We start from the raw sequence: 17,227 nt of genomic DNA on the forward strand, positions 1-17,227 counted from the left end.
TTTCACCCATGTCCGCGCTGTCCGCCTTATCCACCCGCTTCGTCCGCTGGCTGCCGCACCTGCTTTGCGCGGCCGCCGTCGTCGCCTGCGCGGCGATGATGGACCTCAAAGGCATCACCACCGACGAAGGCTTCCGCCTCTGGCTCATCAATGGCGGACATTATCTCACCCCCGGAGCTGCGCCGACCGCCACTTGGAACGAGGTGCTGACCGCGGTGAATCCGTTCGCCTACCAACCGGCCTACTATCTTTTCCAAAACGCACTGATGCGCTTCGCCGAGCGGCAGGACCTGGCGTTTTTCCGCTCCGTCAATCTCGTGTTTTTCGCGCTCTGTTTGTGGGGATTGCTGCGCTTGAGCCGGAGCTGGGCCGCATGGCCGCGCGCCTTCCTCGTCGGGCTGTTCGCGTTCAACGCCTATCTTTTCATGCACGTGCTGCAGATCCGCGAATACATCGTCGCGGTCGCGTTCTACATCTGGAGCACGCAACTCGTCCTCGCGCTCGATCGCCGCACGCTCAACCGCGAATGGGCCGACATCGGCTGCTTCCTCGGCTACGCCTTGCTGCTGGGCGTGGCGTTCTACGTGCAGACCTGGATCGTGTTCCCCGCCATCGGGCAAGGCGCCTTCCTGCTTTTCCGTCGCCGCGCGCAATTTTGGCGGTTCAGCGCGCACCTCGCCATCTGCTACCTGCTGGTCTTTTCGCTGACCTGGCCCTACCTCCGCGACCATGGTCAGAAGATCAACGTCGGCCTGTGGGAACGCGCCCACGTCACTTTGTCGGGGCAGCTTTACCAGGGCTTCAAGCTGGTCCTGTCGGGACACGCGCCAGGCCACGATTGGTTCACCACGCTGCTGCCGATCGCGTGGCTGGCTCTGCTCCTCGGCGGAGCGTGGCTGCTCTTCCGCCGCCGCACGCGATTGCCCGCGGATTTCACCACTGAATGCGCGCGCCAATCCTGGCTGATGATCCTCTCCCTCGCGCTGCCCCTCGCTTTCCAGATCGCTTACTATTTCAAGGTCGAGCCACTCTCCGTCTGGCCGCGCTACTTCATCGTTCACTACTTCTTTCTCACCTGGTTGATCGCGCTCGCCTTCCGCACGATTCACACGGCGAGCGATGCCCTGCTTCCTCCCGCCCGCCGCCGCGCCGTGCTCCTGGGCGCGAGCGCCCTGCTCGTCGTGTCCGGCGTTTATCAGCTACGCAGTTTCCACCGCGACCCGTATTTCGATACGAGTCTTACCCCGGACTCCGACTGGCGCGTCGGCACGGCCGCCCTCGCTCCGCTGCTCCGCCCCGGCGACATCCTCTTCGCCACCGATTTCATCTCGCGCGCCACGATCACCTTCACGCGGCCGACCACGCCGCCCCCAATGCTGCTCGAAGATCTCGCACATGCCGACACCGCGCCCATCAAGCGACTCGTCTACCTCGAGCAGGACTTGCATCGGTCGTCGACCCCCGAGCACATCGCGCAACTCCAGCAGCTCGGCTTCAGGCAGGTGCAGGTGAGCGATCTGCCGGCGCCCGATGGCCGCGGCCCGCTCCCGCAATGGCGCGTGCTCGTCTTCACTCGCGAGTGAACTGCACGGCTCACTCTCACGCCACAGTCCGAGGCGCACTGCGACGCCACCGCTGATTTCCCCACCGCCGGCTTGCCCGCCCGGCTACCGTGCCCCACGTTGGTGCCTCCACGATTCACCGATGACGTCGCTCCCGGAACTCTCCGATCCTCACCTGCGGAATGTGCGCGCCTTCTACGAAGCAGTCCCCGTCACGTTGAACTGGACCGCGCGCGGCTATCGGCGCTGGCTCGCCCACTACTACAACCTGCTGATCCCGCCGACCGCCTCGGTGCTCGAGATCGGCTGCGGCAACGGCGAACTGCTGGCGCAACTCCACGGCCGGCGAAAAGTCGGCCTCGATCTTTCCCCGCGCCAGGTTGAAGCCGCCCGACTCCGCCTCCCCGGCGCCGAGTTTCACGTGCAAGCCGGCGAGTCGCTCACCCTCGACGAGAAATTCGACTTCATCGTCGTGTCGGAGACGCTCAACCAAGCCGCCGACGTCCAGCGCCTGCTAGAGCGTCTCCATGTGGTCTCTCATCCGCAAACGCGGCTGCTGTTCAATTACTACTCCAACCTCTGGCGCCCGATCCTCGCGGTCGCCCGCACGTTCGGACTTCATGCGCCGCAACCGCAGAACAGCTGGATCAGCACCGCCGACGTGCAGAACCTGCTGCAGCTCGCCGACTGGCAGCCCGTCACGAAACAGGGCCGCCTCCTCGTGCCCGTGCCCTGCCTCGGCCTCGACCACCTCGCCAACCGCTGGCTCGCTCCGCTCTTTTCGCTCTTCTGCCTCACCGTTTTCGGCGTCGCGCGTCCCGCGCGCCGCTCCGCCGCGGCGGATGCGCGCACCGTCTCCGTTGTCATCCCCGCCCGCAACGAAGCCGGCAACATCGAGGCCGCCGTCCTCCGCACGCCCGAGCTCGGTGCCGGCACCGAAATCATCTTCGTCGAGGGCAACTCCACCGACCACACCTGGGCCGAGATCCAACGCGTCGCCGCCGCCTACCCGCAGCGGAACATCAAGATCATGCAGCAAACCGGCCGCGGCAAAGGCGACGCCGTGCGTAAAGGCTTCGCCGCCGCCACCGGCGACATCCTCATGATCCTCGACGCCGACCTCACGATGCCGCCCGAGGAGCTGCCGAAATTCTACGACGTCCTCGCGCGTCGCCAGGCCGACTTCGCCAACGGCTGCCGCCTCGTCTACCCGATGGACGAAAAGGCCATGCAGTTCCTCAATCTCTGCGCCAACAAAACCTTCGGCCTCATCTTCACTTGGCTGCTCGGCCAGCCCGTGAAGGACACCCTTTGCGGCACCAAGGTCCTCACTCGCGCCCACTACGAGCAGATCGCCGCCAACCGCGCCTACTTCGGCGACTTCGATCCGTTCGGCGACTTCGACCTGCTCTTCGGCGCCGCCAAGCTCAACCTCCGCATCGTCGACGTTCCCATCCGCTACAAGGAGCGCACCTACGGCACCACCAACATCCAGCGCTGGAAACACGGCTGGCTCCTCCTGCGCATGGTGCTCTTCGCCGCCCGCAAACTGAAGTTCGTCTGAGCCGCCGCGGCCCCGTGCCCGTTCACTCCTACATCGATCAACCAGCCGACTGGTCGCGCCCCTCGCGCTGCGTGATCATCCGCGGCTGGGCCTTCGCTGACGACGGTCGCACGCTCGCCGGCGTCCGCCTTCTCGCCCGCGATCGCTCGCTCCACGGCGTCGTCGGCCTGCCCCGCCCCGACGTGCGCGCCGCCCTGCCCGCCGCGCCGACCGATGACACCGGTTTCGAAATCCGCGGCACGCTCCCGCCCGGCGCACAACAGCTCCGCATCAAACTCCTCTTCTCCGACGGCTCCACCGCGCTCGCGCTCGATCGCCGCGTCCGCATCCCGCGCTCGTGGCTCCCGCTCTGGCTTGGCGGCGGACACTGGACCGAGCTCATGTTTTTCCAAATGCCGTCGCACATGGCCTACCCGCCGCGCGCGATCGATCCGGAAAGATTTCCGCCCGCCTCCCGCCGCGCCGCGCCGCGCCTCACCGTCGTCACGCCCTCCTTCCGCCACGCCGCCTACCTCGAGCAAACCATGCGCAGCGTTCTCGAACAGGACGCACCCGTCGACTACGTCGTGCAGGACGGCGGCTCCACCGACGGCTCCGTGGAAATCCTCCAACGCCTCGCGCGCGAATTCCCCGCCGATGGCGACGCCGCGCATCCGCGCCTCGTCGCGTGGTCGAGCGAACACGACGCCGGCCAGGCCGACGCCATCGCGCGCGGCTTCGCCCGCACGCACGGCGCGCCCGACGAGGTGATGGCTTACCTCAACTCCGACGATTTCTACGCGCCCGGTGCGCTGCGGTTCGTCGCCGACTACTTCGCCCGTCACCCCGAAGTCGACGCCCTCTACGGCCACCGCGTCGTCGTCGACGAACAGTCCCGCGAGATCGCGCGCTGGTTTCTCCCCGCCCACGACGCCGCCGTCCTTCGCCTCAACGATTTCATCCCGCAGGAGACGCTGTTCTGGCGCCGTCGCCTCTGGGATCGCGTTGGCGGACTCGACACGTCATTCCACTTCGCGGTCGACTGGGACCTGTTGCTCCGCTTCGACGCCGCCGGCGCGAACATCGTGCGCGTCCCGTATTTTCTCGCCTGCTTCCGCGCCCACGCCGCGCAAAAAACCTCCGCCGTCATGCACAGCACCGGCCAGATCGAGATCACCCGGCTCCGCGAGCGCACGCACGGCCGCACCTTTCCCGCGCACGAGATCGAGGGGCATCCGCTGCTCATGTGCTATCTCCGCCGCAGCGCCTTCCTCGAATTCGCCTGGCGCCTCGGCCTGCGCCTGTCGTGAAGCGGGCGACTGAATCTCAGGCGCCTCGCACGTAGATAATCGCGTATTTGGCGGGCGGCGAAAGCCAGCGCTCCCAACTCTGGCCCCACTCGATCGGTTTGCCGGCCAAATCGACGTCGCCATCGCGTCCGCCGCGGAACGCCGCGCGAACCCGGATGATCGCCTTGGTTCCCCGCGCACCGACGGCAAACTGCATCTCTCGGCTCAGCTTCTGCCCGCTGTCCTCGGCGTAACAGAATTTCGTCCACGTCTTTCCTCCGTCGACGGAGTAGTCGGCGTGGAAAAAACCGATCCGCTCGCCGTTTTCACCGGTGTTCGCGCTGACCGCCACCGAGACGACGCTTCCGGCCGCCACCTCGCTGGGGGCATCGATGTGGATCGAGCGTTCCACCCGCTGCGGCGGCGGCACGGCGATGCGCGCATACTTCGCCGGCGGCCAGCGCCAGTTTTTCCAGCTCTCGTCCCAATGGATCGGCGTCCCGCGGAAATCGGCATCACCCGCCTCGCCACCGCGGAAGGCCACGCGCACCCGCACGAGCGCCACGCCGCCCGTGGCGCTCGCCGTAAAGCCGACCCGGCGCGCGGCGCTCTTTCCAGCGTTCTCGAGATTGCAACAACCCGTCCAGGTCAGTCCCTCGTCGATCGAATACTCGGCATGCAAGAAACCGATCTGCTCGCCGTCGGTCGCATCGGTGCTCGCACCGATTTGCACCGAAACCGGTTTCCCGGCGACCGCTTCGCCGGGCGCTTCGATCGTAACCGCACGGTTCACCTCCGCCCGCAGGAACACTGCCGCAGCCATCAGCCAGAAACCTGCGTAAAGATAACGTCTCATGCTTTCGCCCGGCAATGAGGTCAGTGGCACGAGCCAACTCAACCCGCAAACGAGCGCCCCAAAATATTTCTTCGCTCGCAATGCAACGAGCACCGCGCAGAAAGCTCACCGACATGCGGCCACGTCGCGCCCGGTGCCTGCCTCGGTGCTGCCGCCACTCGTATTCGATGACTCCCATTTTCTCTCGCTGGCTCAAGCACCCCAAACTCTGGCGGAGACTTTCGCATCTGGCCGCACTTGTCCTGGCCGCGACGACCTATGTCGTCATCTACCGGTTCCTCGCCCGCTTCGCGGGCTACCCCATCGAGTTGGAGTGGCGCGAGGGAACGGCATGGCTGCATGCACTCGCGGGTTCGTTCGGCGTGAACATCTTCACCGATCCGCATCTTGCCTACGCGAATGCGAACCACGGCATCTTCGACCCGCTCATCAAGTCGGTCTTCGTGCGCGCCCTGCCATCGGTCGAGCCGCAATACATCCTGCGCTCCTTCGTCCTGCTCTTCCCTGTCGTTTCGCTGCTGGCCTCCTTCGTGCACAGTCGCCGGAAACTGCCGCTCGGCCCGGCCGTCGTCGCCGCGCTCGGCCTGAGCGCCGCGATGCTGATCCTCCTCCACGACATCGGCCATTGGAACACCTGCATCGGCCGCAGCGACTCCACGGCGCTCACCCTGCTGGCCGTGGCCTTTCTGGGCTACGCCGCGCCGGGCGACACGACGTTATCGCGCGTGTCTCGCCACGGCGCCTGCCTCGCGATCGCGCTCGTGTTCAGCACGAATTGGCGGATCTATCCCGTCGCCCTGGTGATTCCGCTGCTCGTGGAGCAGAGCCGCGATGCACTGCGCCTGCGCGATCTCGTCCGCCTCTACCTCGTCATCGCCGCCTACACGATCGGCACCTGCGCCGTCTTCGCCGCCGTCTGGTTCCACGGCGATCTCGCGCAGTATTACCGCTATTTTTTCGGCTTCTTCGGCACGAAATCCCCGTGGGCGGCCGCCTCCTCGCCGTTCGCGACCATGATCCATTACGTCCGCACCCCGGCTTTCGCGGCGATCATCGTTCTTTCGATCCTGCCCGTGCTGTTCGAAAGCGGCAAATGGCTGCTCGCCCGCTCCGGCAGCTTGCCGCGAACACTGGCCGCGCTGGCGCTGGCGCTCAGCCTGGGCGCCTCGATCGCCGCCTTCAAAATGAACTTCCAAGGCGCGGGCTACTGGTATCTCAGCCCGCAGGCATTCGTGCTGCTCGTCTACTATCAATCGCGCTTCACCCTCGGTCCCGGTGCCGCTTCCGCGCTCCTCATCGGCTGCCTGGGCATGCTCTGGCGCTCGGACAACCTCCCGTTGATGAGATGGCAATACGCCCAGCTCGCGGAGACGCTGCCCGCCGCGCGTCGCTACACCGCCGAATTGGTGCTGCTCGATCGCGAGTTCGGGATCTGCTCGGAGGAAGCCCACCTGTTCAAACGCACCCGCAACCTGCCGCCGGTCGACATGGGCGATGTCGCCGAGGCTTTCGCGAATGCGAACTACTTCGGCCCGCGTTTCACCGCCGTCTTCGCCCAACAGCGAGCCAGAATCGTCGCCCGAGAACCCGTGCTCGTCTTCGTCGGCGGTTGCGGCTCCTCCGCGCTCAAACAGCTCGCGCAAAGCGAGGAATACTGCCTCTTCCGAACCTCGCCCACTCTCTGGATCGGCGGTGCCGTGTATGTGCGCTTGGATCACCTGGAGGAGGTGCAACGCTTCCTCGTCGCTCACGCCGCGGAGCTTCCCTGACGGGCCCGGCCCTCGTCAGCGACCGCTCGCGGTCTTGCGTTCCGCAGAGTGGCTGTTGAGGCTTTTCGATCATGCAGTTGTCCATCGTCGTCCCCGTTTATCGGGAGGAGAAGAACATCCCCGAGTTCCTTCGGCGGCTGCAGCCCATCCTTGCCCCGATCACGAGCGACTACGAAGTCATCTTCGCGATGGACCCCTCGCCGGACCGCACGCAGGAGGTCATTCTCGCCGCCCGCGCCGCTGACGATCGCGTCAAATTCCTCCAACTTTCGCGCCGCTTCGGCCAGCCCATGGCCACGCTCGCCGGCATGACCTACTCGCGCGGCGACGCCGTCATCGTGATGGACGTTGACATGCAAGACCCACCCGAGCTGATCGGCGAAATGATCGCGAAATGGCGCGACGGCTTCGACGTCGTCCTTCCGCAACGCCGCCAGCGCACCGGCGAGCCGTGGCTCAAGAAACTCGTCTCCGCCGTCGGCTACCGCGTCATCAACCGCATCGCCGAAGTCCAGATTCCACCCAACACCGGCGATTTCCGCCTCATGTCGCGCCGCGTCGTCGACGAGGTCGTGCGCCTCCGCGAAACCCACGGTTTCCTCCGCGGCATGGTCGCCGTCGTCGGCTTCCGCCAGTGCATCATTCCGTTCGACCGGCCCGCGCGCCTGCACGGCCAGACCAACTACAACCGCTTCCTCGGTTCGCTGCGCATCGGTTTCAACGGCATCTTCTGCTTCAGCACCTACGCGCTGCAGTTGAGCACACTTTTCGGTTTCGTCATCGCCGGCGGTTCGCTGCTCCTCGCGGCCATCTATCTTTTCTACAAGCTCATGGGTTGGACGATTCTCTGGGGCAACCCCACCACGATCATCCTCATCTCCTTCCTCGGCGGCATTCAGCTCATCAGCGTCGGCATCCTCGGCGAATACATCGGCCGCATCTACGAGGAAGTCCGCGGCCGACCGCGCTTCATCGTCGAGCGCTCCGCCGGTTTCGACTCCCACGCCTGAGCCATGCCGACCGCCAAGTGGCCGAAAATCCTGCCGCCGCTCACACCCGAGCAACAGGCGCGCAACCACGAGTTCATGCGCCTCTGGCACGAGGAGCTGGGCGGCCGCTCGCGCTACGGCGCGGTGGAAAACTTCAACCACCTCTTCCCCGTCCGCGCCTCGCGCCCGGGCTTCCGCACCACGCTCGAGATCGGCGCCGGCCTCGGCGCGCACCTCGAATACGAACGCCTCACACCCGAGCAGGAAGCGAATTACTACTGCAACGAATACCGCGAAAACATGGCCGCCGCCATCCGCGCGCGTTTCCCGCGCGTGCGCACCGTCGTCGGCGATTGCCAGCAGCGCATGGATTTTCCGGACGGTTTCTTCGACCGCATCCTCGCCATCCACGTCCTCGAGCACCTGCCCGATCTCCCCGCCTGCCTGCGCGAACTCCATCGCCTGCTGAACAAGGACCGCGGCCAGCTGCTCATCGTCATCCCCACCGAGGGCAGCCCCGCCTACGGCCTCGCGCGCCGGATGTCCGCGCAACGCCTCTGGTATCGCCACTTCACCGCGCCCTACGCGGAGTTCTACACCCGCGAACACATCAACCTCGTGCCCGAAATCCGCGCCGAGCTCGCGCCGCTCTTCACCATCGAGCGCAGCCGCCATTTCCCGCTGCTCGTCCCCTTCCATTTCTGCAACCTCTGCATCGGCTTCTCCCTCCGCCCGCGGCCCACGCCGCTCGCGTGATCCCATGAAACACGTCTTCGTCACCGGCGCCGCCGGCTTCATCGGCTCCAATCTCGTCGACCGGCTCCTCGCCGACGGCATCCGCGTCACCGGCTGGGACAATCTCGCCACCGGCCAGCTCCGCTTCCTCGAAGCCGCGATCGCGAACCCGAACTTCCTGCTCATGCAGGGCGACAACCTCGACCTGCGCGCGCTCACCTCCGCCATGCGCGGCGCCGACTTCGTCGTCCACCTCGCGGCCAACGCCGACATCAAGGACGGCTGGGCGCATCCGAAAAAAGACCTGGAGCAAAACACCATCGCCACCTTCAACGTCCTCGAAGCCATGCGCGCCAATCGCGTGCGCCGCATCGCCTTCTCCTCGACCGGCTCCGTCTACGGCGAAGCGCTCGTCACGCCCGACCGCCCCACGCCCGAGACCGACGCGTTCCCCGTTCAAACCTCGCTCTACGCCGCCTCGAAGACCGCCGGCGAAGGCCTCATCTCCGCCTACGCCGAGGGCGGGCAGCTCGACGAAGCCTATCTCTTCCGCTTCGTCTCCATCCTCGGCGAGCGCTACACGCACGGCCACGTCTTCGACTTCTACAAGCAGCTCCTCGCGCACCCCGATCACCTCCGCGTCCTCGGCGACGGCCGCCAGCGCAAGAGCTACCTCTACGTGCAGGACTGCATCGACGCCATTCTCCACGTCACCCGCGCCCACACCGCGCGCGACGCCAAGCACCGCACGCAAGTCTACAACCTCGGCACGCCCGAATACGTCGAGGTCAACCAAAGCATCGGCCACATCTGCCGCGAACTCGGCCTCGCACCGCGCCTCGACTACACCGGCGGCGACCGCGGCTGGATCGGCGACAATCCCTTCATCTTCCTCGACACGAAAAAAATCTCGGCCACCGGCTGGCGCCCGAAGCTCACCATCGCCGACGCCGTCGTCCGCACCGTCCGCTGGCTGCGCGACAACCCCTGGGTCTACGAAGCCCGCGGATGAAGACATGAACTGGCTGCGCCGCGACCGCACCTTCTGGCTCGCCGCCATCGTGCTGATGCTCGGCGAGTTTCTCCTCTTCGACCGCATGACTTCGCGACACCACGCGGGATTCTATCCGCGCTGGAACGACCAGATCCAATACCTCACCGAAGCTTACACCGCCTACGAGAAAGCGCAGGGCGGCGGGTTCCTGGCCGGACTCAAACAAACGCTCACCAAGCCCGCGCTCCAAGGCACGCTCCACGACACCGCCGCCCTCTGCATTTTCACACTGGTCGGCTCGGCCTCGCGCAGTGCGGCGCTGAGCCTGAACATGCTCGTGTTTCTCGCCTGGCAGGCCGCGCTGATGTTCACCGTGCTGAGACTCACCGGCTCGCGTCCGCTCGCCTGGATCGCGTTCGCTCTCGTGCTCAGCCTCGCGTCACCCTGGTCCAATTCGCCCGGCTCTGCGGTCGACTTCCGCCTCGATCACGCCGCCATGTGCCTGATGGGCATCACCGCCTGCACGGCGCTGCTCACCGATGGATTTCGCCGCACGGGCGCTTCACTCGCGTTCGGCGCTGCGGTGGGACTCACGCTGCTCACGCGCTTTCTCACCGGCGCCTATTTTGCCATCGTGTTCGTCGCGCTCGGCGGCTGGATCCTGGCGGGCGCCGACCGGTGGCGTCGCCTCGGTCGCCTCGCCGCCGCCGGCGCGATCGCCGCGGCGGGCGCAGGCCCCGTATTCTGGCACAATCGCGAAGGCATCTATACCTACTACTGGATCGGCCACATCGCGGGAGCCGAGAGCAACGTCCGCACGCCCGGTCTCGATCCGCTCCACTCGCTCCAGTTTGTCTTCGGCCAATTCGCCACGGAACACCTCGGCCTGGCTTTCGGCGTGATCGCTGCCGCCCTTTTCGCCACCCTGGCGTTGCTCGCTCTGGTCTCGTCCCGGCGCTCGAGCGCCGTCCCCCGCCGGAGCGACTGGCTCGTCATCGCGTTTGTCTTCGCGATATTCCCCGGGCTGATCCTGACATTACACCGGCAAAAATCGGAGGTCGTCCTCGGCATCCTCGCGCCGGGCACCCTGCTGCTCATTCTCGGACTCGCCGTCTGGCTCTGGGATCGGGTCGATTTCGCCGACACCCGGCGCTGGCCCCGCCTCGCCTTCGCGAGTCTCGCGGCGGCCCTTCTCGCCGGCAGCACGGGCATTTATGTTTCCCGCCAATTCGCGCCTGTGGCCGACGCCGACACGATTGCGAGCGCCCGCACCGTGAATTTCATCTCCGACCGCATCTTCGAAACCGCACACTCGCGCCGCTTCGATCATCCCTACATCGCGGTGGATCAGATCGTCGATTACCTCGACGCCCAGATCCTCGCCGTGACCTGCTACGAACGGAAAAAGGTCTGGGTGAACTTCGTCATCCAACTCCCCAACTCGATTCTCGCGGAGCCGACCGACGCTATCCTCTACAAAATCAAGCTCTGCCATTTCGTCGTCCTCACCGATGAGATGAGCGGCAACGGTTTCTGGCCCTACGACAAGGAGCTCCGGCGCCTCTATCCGCAGCTCAAAACCTGGTGCGACGCCAACCTGGACCGACTCGAGTCGTTTGAGGTCTACGGTCGCAAACTCACTCTCTACGCGAAGCGCGCGGGCGCCTGATCACCTCTCATGAACGTCGCCATCCTCGGCCTCTGGCATCTCGGCTCCGTCACCGCCGCCTGCACCGCGCGCCACCACGCCGTCGTCGGCATCGACTTCGACGCCGCCAACATCGCGCAACTCGCCGCCGGCCGCGCCCCGCTCCACGAGCCCGGCCTCGACGACCTCCTCGCCGCGGGCCTCGCGCGTGGCGCGCTGTGCTTCTCCGTCGAACCCGCCGCCGTCGCTTCCGCCGACGTGCTTTGGGTATGCTACGATACGCCGGTCGACTCCGACGATCGCGCCGACGCCGCCTGGGTCGTCGCGCAGATCGAACGCGCCCTCCCACACCTGCGCCCCGGCACCCCCGTGCTCCTCTCGTCGCAACTGCCGGTCGGCACCTGCGCCCGCCTCGCCGCCGCGCACCCGCATCTGCTCTTAGCCTGCTCGCCGGAAAACCTCCGCCTCGGCAAGGCCATCGACGCCTTCGAAAAACCCGCACGTATCGTCGTCGGCGCACCCGACGCCGCCCGCGCCACGCTCGAACGCCTGCTCGCGCCCATCGGCGCGCCGCTGCTCTGGATGCGCCCCGCCTCCGCCGAGATGGTCAAGCACGCGCTCAACGGCTTCCTCGCTCTCTCCATCGCCTTCATCAACGAAATCGCCACCGTCGCCGAAACCGTCGGCGCCGACGCCGCCGAAATCTCCGCCGGTCTCAAATCCGAGCCGCGCATCGGCCCGCGGGCCTACCTCGGCGCTGGCGGCCCCTTCGCCGGCGGCACGCTCGCGCGCGACGTCGTCGCGCTCAGCGAGCTCGGCGCCGTGCGCCAGCTCCCGCTCGCCCTCATTCCCGCCATCAAGCAAAGCAACGACCGCCACCGCAGCTGGGCCGCACGCAAAATCTCCGCCGCCCTCGCCGACGTGCCGCACCCCACCATCGCCGTCCTCGGCCTCGCCTACACCCCGGGCACCAGCACGCTCCGCCGCAGCGCCGCCGTGGAACTGTGCCGCGCCCTCGCCGCATCGGGCGCCACCGTGCGCGCCTTCGACCCGCTCATCCGCGAGACCGACGCCGAACATCGCGACATCCCGCTCGTCGCTTCGCCCAACGCCGCGCTCGCCGGCGCGCACGCGGTCGCCATCTGCACCGAGTGGTCTGCCCTGCGCGAACTCGACTGGCCCGCCCTGCTCGCCTCCATGGCTCGCCCCGTCGTCGTCGACGCGAACCGGCACATCGAAAAACTCGCGGCTGGCCACCCCGGCCTCGTTTACCTCACCGTCGGTCGCCCATGAAACTTTCCGGCCTCAACACCCTCGTCACCGGCGGCAGTCAAGGTCTCGGCCGTCACATCGTCGAAGCGTTCCTCGCCGAAGGTGCTCACGTCACCTTCTGTGCGCGCACCGCTGACGACGTCGAGCGCACCCGCGCCGAACTCGCCCCGCACCTCTCCCCCGGTCAGCGTCTTGCTGCGCTCGCGTGCGACGTGAGCGACCCCGCGAGCGTCGCCACCCTCTTCGCCTGCGCCACCGAGCACGCGCCGCTCGACGTTCTCGTCAACAACGCCGGCATCTACGGCCCCATCGGGCCGACCGAAGAAGTGGACCTCGCCGACTGGTCGCGTGCTTGGAACATCAACGTCACCGGCGTCCTCCTCTGCTGCCAGCACGCCGTGCGCGCGATGAAGCCGCGCCGCGCCGGCCGCATCGTCAACATTTCCGGCGGCGGCGCGACGAACCCCATGCCTCGCCTTGTCAGCTACGCCGCCACCAAGGCCGCCGTCGTCCGCCTCACCGAGACGCTCGCTGAGGAATATCGCGCCGACGGCATCACCGTGAACGCCATCGCTCCCGGCGCGCTGCGCACCCGCATGACCCAGCAGGTCCTCGACGCCGGTCCCGAGCGCGCCGGCGCCGACTTCTTCGCCAAGAACAAGAAATGGTCCGACGAGGGCGCCGTCGATCCGCGACTCGCCGCCGCCCTTTGCGTCTGGCTCGCCGGCCCCGAAGGCCCCGCCGTCACCGGCAAACTCATCAGCGCCCAATGGGACCCGTGGCGCGACTTCGCGAAGTTCTCCGCCGAGTTGAAAGGCGACATCTACACGCTGCGCCGCATCGTGCCGGAGGATCGCAACAAGAAGCTCGGAGCCTGACCCCATGTCCGACGCCCCGTTGCGCTACGCCATCGTCGGTTGCGGACTCATCGGACGCAAACGCGCCGCTGCGCTTCAGCCCGGCCAGCTCCGCTACACGTGCGACCTCGACGCCGCCCGCGCCGCGGCGCTCGCCGCCACCGCGCCCGGCTGCATCGCGATCACCGATTTCGCCGTCGCACTCGCCGACCCGCAGGTCGACGCGTGCATCGTCGCCACACTCAACGGCTCGCTCGCCCCGCTCGCCCTTGCCGCCGTGCGCGCCGGCAAGCATGTGTTGGTCGAAAAACCCGGCGCGCTCAACGCCGCCCAGCTTCGCACCGTCGCCGCCGCGGCAGCCGAACGCGGCGTCCGCGTGCGCCTCGGCTACAACCATCGCTTCCATCCCGCGCTGCAGAAGGCCCGCGAGATTTTCGAGACCGGCGCACTCGGCCCGATGATGTTCCTGCGCGGACGCTATGGCCACGGCGGACGCAAGGGTTACGATCGTGAGTGGCGCGCCGACCCGAAACTCTCCGGCGGTGGCGAACTCATCGACCAAGGCGTGCACCTGATCGACCTCGCCGGCTGGTTCCTCGGCGACTTCGCCCAGATCGGCGGCCACGCACAGACGTGTTTCTGGGACATGCCGGTCGACGACAACGCCTTCCTCTCCCTCCGCACCGCCGCCGGCCAAACCGCGTGGCTGCATGTCTCGTGCACGGAGTGGAAAAACCTGTTCTCCCTCGAGATCTACGGCCGCGACGCGAAGCTCGCCATCGACGGCCTCGGCGGCAGCTACGGCCCGGAGCGCTGCACTTACTACAAGATGCTCCCGCAGATGGGTCCGCCCGAGACGCACGTCTTCGAGTTTCCGACCGGAGACCACTCCTGGGCGCTCGAACTCGCCGCCTTCGTCGATGACGTCCGCCTCGGCCGCGAGCCCAACCCCGGCCTCCGCGAAGGCATTCGCACCCTCGAGATCATCGAGGAAGTCTACCGCGCAAGCGGCTATCCCGTAAACTGCGCCGGTCTCTGACTGCTCCCCTTTCCGCATGATCATCACGCGCTCCCCTCTTCGCATTTCCCTCGGCGGCGGCGGCACGGACCTGCCGTCGTATTATCGCGAACACGGCGGCTTTCTCGTCGCCGGCGCCCTCGATAAATACGTCTACCTCACGCTCCATCGCACGTTCGTGCCGGACCTGATCGTGAAATACTCCAAACTCGAGCGCGTCGCCGACGCCTCGCAACTCGAGCACCCGATCGTGCGCGAAGCCTTCGCGCTCCTCGGCCTGAGTGGTCGCAGCCTCGAACTCACCTCGATGGCCGACATCCCCGGCGGCACCGGCCTCGGCTCGTCCGGCAGCTTCACCACCGCGCTCCTGAAGGTGCTCCACGCCGAAAAGAAAAACCTCATCTCACCTGCCGAGCTGGCCGAGCAAGCCTGCCACATCGAACTCGAACGTCTCGGCGAACCCATCGGCAAACAGGATCAATACATCGCCGCCATCGGCGGCATCACCGCCTTCACTTTCCACAAGGACGGCCGCGTCGAGTTCCGCCCGGCAAAAATCTCCGAGGAGTGCCTCTTCAATCTCGAGGACAACCTCCTGCTCTTTTTCACCGGCTACTCGCGCTCCGCCGGCACCATCCTCAAGGACCAGAACGAAAAATCGAAACAGCACGACACCGCGATGCTCGACAATCTCCACTTCACCAAGGAGCTCGGCTACCGCTCCCTCGAGGCGCTCGAATCCGGCAACCTCGAGGAATTCGCCCGCCTCATGGACGTGCACTGGCAGCGCAAGAAATCCCGCAGCACCGGCATGAGCAACGATCGCATCAACGAGTGGTATGACCACGCGATGGCCCACGGCGCGCTCGGCGGCAAACTCATCGGCGCCGGCGGCGGCGGCTTCCTCATGTTCTACGCGGAAAACAAATCCCGCCTCCGCCACGCCATGCGCGAAAAGGGCCTCCCCGAAGTCCGCTTCCGCTTCGACTTCGAGGGCACCAAAGTCGTGGCGCAAAACTAAGCTGCCCCCGGCAACTGAGGGGTGGCCTCCGCTGACGATCTTCGACCCGACCGTCACCGCTGAACGGGCGCATCGTCCTGAAACACGCGTCACCTTTGCGTTGCCGACCTCGCTCGATCGATTCCGCTCCGGCCCGCGCAACTTCTATCCCAATGCCCACTGAACCGCCCACACGAATCCTGCGATTTTCCGATCCGATGCGCCGCTGGGAGACAGTGATGCGAACGATCATTCAGATCGGCTTCGTCATCATGGGCCTCAAGGGCATTCACGACAACACCTTCATGGGGCAAGACTGGGGAATCCATCAGAGCTGCGTTCAGCAGACGCTGGAAGATCCGAAGCTGCTTTTCCATTACGACGTAACGAGCCGACCGCTGATTTATTGGCTGGCCGCTTGCGGGCAGGCCGTGACCGACGGTGCCTACGGTTTTCAACTCGCGACTCTCGTCATCGTATTGTTCAACGCGCTGTCGCTCGGATTTCTGCATGATGCTCTGCGCTGGAGCGTCGAACGACCGATTCTACGAATCTCCGCCTTAGGGCTGTTTGCGTTCCTGCCCGTCACGTCGATCGCTACCACGGTATTTGCTGCCGACAACCTGACCGTGGCATTCTTCGCACTGACCGGATGGAGTCTGATTCGCTGCCTGCACGCGGTTCGCCGCGGTCGTCAGGCGGGGTTCGCCTTGCTGGGTGGACTGGCATTGATGCTCGCGCAGTTTCAGAAATTTACGTTCCTGCTCCTGCCGGTCGCCGTCGCGGTGGTTATCCTCGTCGATTGGTGGACCGCAAAAGAGTCCGATTGGCGCCGAAACGGCTGGATCTTCGGTTGCATGATTCTCGCTCCCTTGCTGGTGGGCGTAGGTTTGGACCGCGCCGCACGCGCACAATTATCCCATCTACCCTCCAAGCACAGCTACGATTGGGATGGGACCGGCGAGATGACCTGGCGCACCATCCTCTGGCCCCGCGCCGAAGACGGTTTTCTGCTGAGTGCTCCGACCTATTGGGAGCCATCGGATCGCCAGGAGGCTAACGGCGATTCACCGGAAAACGAAGCCGTTCGCCGCCAGAACGGCGCGGCCCAGCGACTGCTCCAGCACAACCGCTACAGTTACCCGGCGCTGCTGCACTTGGGAATATTCTCTGACGTGCTGAACTTCTCCCATCCTTCCGACGACAAGTTTCGTCCGGAACCTCAGCGCACCTTTGCGCGGGGTTCGGTGCGGCTGGGTTTGGTGTTTTCCGTCGCCACAGTGCTCGCATGCGTGATTCTCGCTGGACGTTTGGTTTACAGTGCGGCGCGACGCTGCGCTTCCGTGCCACGCGGAACGTTGGTTTGGGCCATCGGTGGCGCGGCATGGTATTTCCCGCTCGTGATCCAACTTCCTTATATCCACCACGCCTACGAGTGGGGCTATTGGCTTCCGCGGCTGGTGCTACCCGCCATCTGGAGCGCTGTCGCCATCACGTTTACGGAAGCGGATCGCTGGGTCGGCGACCGCCTCTGGCCCCAGCTGCTCATCGCCGGAATTTCGCTGACCCAGATCTCGCTCGGACTAGGATCGATACTCTACTGGTCCTAGCCCTCCACCCTCATCGCCACCCCGACTCCTCGCAATATCGACCCGACTCCCTCCCCGCTCGGACCACCAACACTGCTCGCCCTTA

At 66.0% G+C, this 17,227-nt stretch carries 14 protein-coding genes; 13 read left to right on the forward strand and 1 reads right to left on the reverse strand.

The window, feature by feature from the left end:
- Positions 1-8 precede the first annotated feature (8 nt).
- From KF715_06750 to KF715_06760, 3 genes are all read left to right on the forward strand, one after another.
- A complete protein-coding gene (locus KF715_06750) occupies positions 9-1,583 on the forward strand; it encodes a hypothetical protein (GenBank protein MBX3736365.1) in 1,575 nt (524 codons plus the stop codon).
- 121 nt (positions 1,584-1,704) lie between these two features.
- Complete coding sequence (locus KF715_06755) at positions 1,705-3,126, forward strand: glycosyltransferase (GenBank protein MBX3736366.1); 1,422 nt, start codon at positions 1,705-1,707, stop codon at positions 3,124-3,126.
- A gap of 14 nt (positions 3,127-3,140) precedes the next feature.
- On the forward strand, positions 3,141-4,415 hold the full coding sequence (locus KF715_06760) for a glycosyltransferase (protein MBX3736367.1): 1,275 nt from the start codon (positions 3,141-3,143) through the stop codon (positions 4,413-4,415).
- A gap of 16 nt (positions 4,416-4,431) precedes the next feature.
- Here KF715_06760 and KF715_06765 read toward each other — a convergent pair whose 3' ends face one another.
- Positions 4,432-5,250 (reverse strand): hypothetical protein, encoded by an 819-nt coding sequence (locus tag KF715_06765; protein ID MBX3736368.1) that lies wholly within the window; start codon positions 5,248-5,250, stop codon positions 4,432-4,434.
- Between the two features lie 167 nt (positions 5,251-5,417).
- Between KF715_06765 and KF715_06770 the strand changes: the two genes are divergently transcribed.
- The 10 genes from KF715_06770 to KF715_06815 all read left to right on the forward strand — a co-directional run bounded on the left by KF715_06770 (position 5,418) and on the right by KF715_06815 (position 17,142).
- Positions 5,418-7,019, forward strand: a complete 1,602-nt coding sequence (locus KF715_06770; GenBank protein MBX3736369.1) for a hypothetical protein — start codon at positions 5,418-5,420, stop codon at positions 7,017-7,019.
- A gap of 71 nt (positions 7,020-7,090) precedes the next feature.
- On the forward strand, positions 7,091-8,029 hold the full coding sequence (locus KF715_06775) for a glycosyltransferase family 2 protein (protein MBX3736370.1): 939 nt from the start codon (positions 7,091-7,093) through the stop codon (positions 8,027-8,029).
- Between the two features lie 3 nt (positions 8,030-8,032).
- Positions 8,033-8,764, forward strand: a complete 732-nt coding sequence (locus KF715_06780; protein MBX3736371.1) for a class I SAM-dependent methyltransferase — start codon at positions 8,033-8,035, stop codon at positions 8,762-8,764.
- A 4-nt stretch (positions 8,765-8,768) separates the two neighbouring features.
- Positions 8,769-9,755 carry an NAD-dependent epimerase/dehydratase family protein gene (locus tag KF715_06785; GenBank protein ID MBX3736372.1) on the forward strand — a complete coding sequence of 329 codons (987 nt, stop codon included), beginning with the start codon at positions 8,769-8,771 and terminating at the stop codon, positions 9,753-9,755.
- Between the two features lie 4 nt (positions 9,756-9,759).
- Positions 9,760-11,406, forward strand: coding sequence for a hypothetical protein (locus KF715_06790; protein ID MBX3736373.1), 1,647 nt, complete (start codon positions 9,760-9,762; stop codon positions 11,404-11,406).
- Positions 11,407-11,415: 9 nt separating this feature from the next.
- Complete coding sequence (locus KF715_06795; GenBank protein MBX3736374.1) at positions 11,416-12,678, forward strand: UDP-glucose/GDP-mannose dehydrogenase family protein; 1,263 nt, start codon at positions 11,416-11,418, stop codon at positions 12,676-12,678.
- Positions 12,675-13,535, forward strand: coding sequence for an SDR family oxidoreductase (locus KF715_06800; protein ID MBX3736375.1), 861 nt, complete (start codon positions 12,675-12,677; stop codon positions 13,533-13,535). Before KF715_06795 ends, KF715_06800 begins: the two co-directional genes overlap by 4 nt.
- Before the next feature lie 4 nt (positions 13,536-13,539).
- On the forward strand, positions 13,540-14,553 hold the full coding sequence (locus tag KF715_06805; protein ID MBX3736376.1) for a Gfo/Idh/MocA family oxidoreductase: 1,014 nt from the start codon (positions 13,540-13,542) through the stop codon (positions 14,551-14,553).
- Between the two features lie 16 nt (positions 14,554-14,569).
- Positions 14,570-15,553 carry a galactokinase gene (locus KF715_06810; GenBank protein MBX3736377.1) on the forward strand — a complete coding sequence of 328 codons (984 nt, stop codon included), beginning with the start codon at positions 14,570-14,572 and terminating at the stop codon, positions 15,551-15,553.
- A 152-nt stretch (positions 15,554-15,705) separates the two neighbouring features.
- Positions 15,706-17,142, forward strand: a complete 1,437-nt coding sequence (locus KF715_06815) for a hypothetical protein (protein ID MBX3736378.1) — start codon at positions 15,706-15,708, stop codon at positions 17,140-17,142.
- The last annotated feature ends 85 nt before the right edge of the window (positions 17,143-17,227 follow it).

It is taken from the genome of Candidatus Didemnitutus sp. (genome assembly GCA_019634575.1).
Taxonomy (GTDB): domain Bacteria; phylum Verrucomicrobiota; class Verrucomicrobiia; order Opitutales; family Opitutaceae; genus Didemnitutus.

Bases quoted from the DNA above. Each gene is read 5' to 3' on its own strand.
- KF715_06795 (MBX3736374.1), top strand. From the start codon at position 11,416: ATGAACGTCGCCATCCTCGGCCTCTGGCATCTCGGCTCCGTCACCGCC.
- KF715_06770 (MBX3736369.1), top strand. From the start codon at position 5,418: ATGACTCCCATTTTCTCTCGCTGGCTCAAGCACCCCAAACTCTGGCGG.
- KF715_06785 (MBX3736372.1), top strand. From the start codon at position 8,769: ATGAAACACGTCTTCGTCACCGGCGCCGCCGGCTTCATCGGCTCCAAT.
- KF715_06790 (MBX3736373.1), top strand. From the start codon at position 9,760: ATGAACTGGCTGCGCCGCGACCGCACCTTCTGGCTCGCCGCCATCGTG.
- KF715_06800 (MBX3736375.1), top strand. From the start codon at position 12,675: ATGAAACTTTCCGGCCTCAACACCCTCGTCACCGGCGGCAGTCAAGGT.
- KF715_06810 (MBX3736377.1), top strand. From the start codon at position 14,570: ATGATCATCACGCGCTCCCCTCTTCGCATTTCCCTCGGCGGCGGCGGC.
- KF715_06755 (MBX3736366.1), top strand. From the start codon at position 1,705: ATGACGTCGCTCCCGGAACTCTCCGATCCTCACCTGCGGAATGTGCGC.
- KF715_06780 (MBX3736371.1), top strand. From the start codon at position 8,033: ATGCCGACCGCCAAGTGGCCGAAAATCCTGCCGCCGCTCACACCCGAG.
- KF715_06775 (MBX3736370.1), top strand. From the start codon at position 7,091: ATGCAGTTGTCCATCGTCGTCCCCGTTTATCGGGAGGAGAAGAACATC.
- KF715_06750 (MBX3736365.1), top strand. From the start codon at position 9: ATGTCCGCGCTGTCCGCCTTATCCACCCGCTTCGTCCGCTGGCTGCCG.
- KF715_06765 (MBX3736368.1), bottom strand. From the start codon at position 5,250: ATGAGACGTTATCTTTACGCAGGTTTCTGGCTGATGGCTGCGGCAGTG.
- KF715_06815 (MBX3736378.1), top strand. From the start codon at position 15,706: ATGCCCACTGAACCGCCCACACGAATCCTGCGATTTTCCGATCCGATG.
- KF715_06805 (MBX3736376.1), top strand. From the start codon at position 13,540: ATGTCCGACGCCCCGTTGCGCTACGCCATCGTCGGTTGCGGACTCATC.